At 37.5% G+C, this 2,012-nt stretch carries 3 protein-coding genes and 1 pseudogene; 1 reads left to right on the top strand and 3 read right to left on the bottom strand.

The window, feature by feature from the left end:
* The 3 genes from CVD27_RS27700 to CVD27_RS27690 all read right to left on the bottom strand — a co-directional run.
* Nucleotides 1-711 (bottom strand): thiamine pyrophosphate-dependent enzyme (locus tag CVD27_RS27700; protein WP_257984517.1); only part of this gene is annotated, 711 nt, incomplete at its 3' end.
* Nucleotides 712-1,038: 327 nt separating this feature from the next.
* Entirely contained in the window at nt 1,039-1,326 is a 288-nt protein-coding gene (locus CVD27_RS27695; RefSeq protein WP_101652531.1) for a YkyA family protein, read from the bottom strand.
* Nucleotides 1,310-1,678 (bottom strand): YkyA family protein, encoded by a 369-nt coding sequence (locus CVD27_RS27690; RefSeq protein WP_101652529.1) that lies wholly within the window; start codon nt 1,676-1,678, stop codon nt 1,310-1,312. The genes CVD27_RS27695 and CVD27_RS27690 overlap by 17 nt, the downstream gene beginning before the upstream one ends.
* A gap of 169 nt (nt 1,679-1,847) precedes the next feature.
* On the opposite strand from CVD27_RS27690, the pseudogene def reads away from it, so the two are divergent.
* A pseudogene (gene def, locus CVD27_RS28970) lies at nt 1,848-2,012 on the top strand (peptide deformylase); the annotation flags it as partial.

Genomic DNA, 2,012 nt, shown 5'->3' with positions numbered 1-2,012 from the left:
TCCATCTACTAGTACACTTGGCACGCCTGCCGCTACACCCTTTTGAGCCAGTGTTTTCGCCGCGGTCTGTACATCACGATGTGTGGAGATTGCATATTGGTTATTCTGAATGACGAAGATTGCTGGTACTTTAAAAGCTCCCGCAAAGTTCAATCCTTCGTAGAAATCCCCTTGAGATGTTCCGCCATCGCCTGTGTACGTAATGACAACTGATTTTTGTCCTTTTTTCTTAAAGCCTAAACCTACACCAGCTGCCTGTACATATTGTGCACCAATGATGATTTGTGGCGGGAAAATATTGAGTCCATCAGGAATCACACTTCCTGCATAATGCCCTCTTGACCATAGAAATGCCATATGCAACGGCCAGCCATGGAATAATAATTGAGGAACGTCACGATATCCTGGGAGAATGAAATCATCTTTTTCCAACACATATTGAGAAGCTAACTGGGAAGCTTCTTGCCCTGCAGTAGGAGCGTAAAATCCAAGACGCCCTTGTCTATTTAAAGAAATAGATCGTTGATCAAGGATACGTGTATAGACCATGCGATTCATCAATTCCACTAATTCCTCATCGGGAAGTTTCGGATCTAAGTCCTTATCGACGATCTTTCCTTCTTCATTCAATATTTGCACCATATCAAATTGGCTTTCAATCAGTTGAAGCGCTTTCACTGGGTCATACTGATTACCTTTTTTAGCTACCATATCTTGATCTCTCCTTCATATCTGTATTATATCTTTTTCAAATAAAGTTAATACAACTTCTTATAAATATTAGTATACGCAAAACTGAGCGCTTGGTCAACCATTGTAATCAAAGACTTTTAATCATTTTTATATTTTTCTAAAAATGTACTGTACTAACACAATATCGTTTCTGTATTGGTACAGAACTGCTTTTATTGGGTCATACCGGCCAATCTATATCTATGAAAGTCATCAATGAACATTCATATAACAACTGAAATGATAAGTCCTTACAAATACCTATCGCGTACTAGTTGTCGCTTTTAATCCTACCTACTCACTACTTTATATTTCCTTTTTATTGTTTTCTAAACTTTTCAAAGCGCGGGCCACTAACCTGTTTACTTCCCTAGTTGCTTCATTGAATTCTATAAGTGATCGTTGGCTAGAAGTGATTAAATCATTTACATCACGAACATGCTTTTGAAGTTCATGCTCGCGGATGGATGGATCTTCAATTTGCGTATATAATTGCGTCTGACTATCTATAAGTTTTTTATACTGCATGATGAATGTCTCTTGTATTTCAGAACGTTCATACAATGCTTCAACTACTTCATCTAGATGAATCATTTAATTCCATACGCTCTACCCACTCAGACATCCGGTCTATCGCTTTCTTCGACTCGTGTAAAGCACTTTCCTCTTTTTCTAACAGTTGAGCCCGTTCATGTGCAGACTTTTTCATCGCAACCACTCGTTGTTTCACTTCTTGATATTGCTGTTGAGTCAGTTCCATTGTCTCAATAAACAAGACTTGTTCATTCTGCTCCTTCTCGTGTAACTTCTTCCCAAAGTTGTTCCCTTGTTTTTCTTTTTCATTCAGAACCACGAGTAAATCTGTAAGTTGTTGAGTTACTTCAGACTCTTTGGAACAACTAGTTAGTAGAAGGAAGATGAACAATACGCAAATTACTTTCTTCATTAATAACCCTCCAGACACTTTATATACTTTTTTCTTTCACCATTTTTCTCATTCGTCTATACTGTATAAGAGGAAATTGGTTTTTACGATTATATACCCTTCATGCACATTTGTTACTATTTTATCGTAGATTGTACTATACCTAATATATCCGAGAGGAAGAGTAGAAATGATTTTAATGAATGATATTATCCGGGAGGGTCACCCAACGTTGCGTTTAAAAGCAAAAGAGGTGAGTTTTCCTTTAAGTAATGAAGACCGTCAATTATGCGATGATCTGTTGGAATATGTCGTCAATAGCCAAAATGATGAGTTGGGTGAAAAATACGGCTTA

This window comes from Neobacillus cucumis, from assembly GCF_002860255.1.
Taxonomy (GTDB): Bacteria; Bacillota; Bacilli; order Bacillales; family Cytobacillaceae; genus Neobacillus; species Neobacillus cucumis_A.
The sequence above is the reverse complement of the archived record's forward strand: the minus strand, read 5'-3'. Positions and strand labels throughout refer to the sequence as shown.

Coding starts and splice junctions, on each gene's coding strand:
- CVD27_RS27690 (WP_101652529.1), bottom strand. CDS start 1,678: ATGAAGAAAGTAATTTGCGTATTGTTCATCTTCCTTCTACTAACTAGT.
- CVD27_RS27695 (WP_101652531.1), bottom strand. CDS start 1,326: ATGATTCATCTAGATGAAGTAGTTGAAGCATTGTATGAACGTTCTGAA.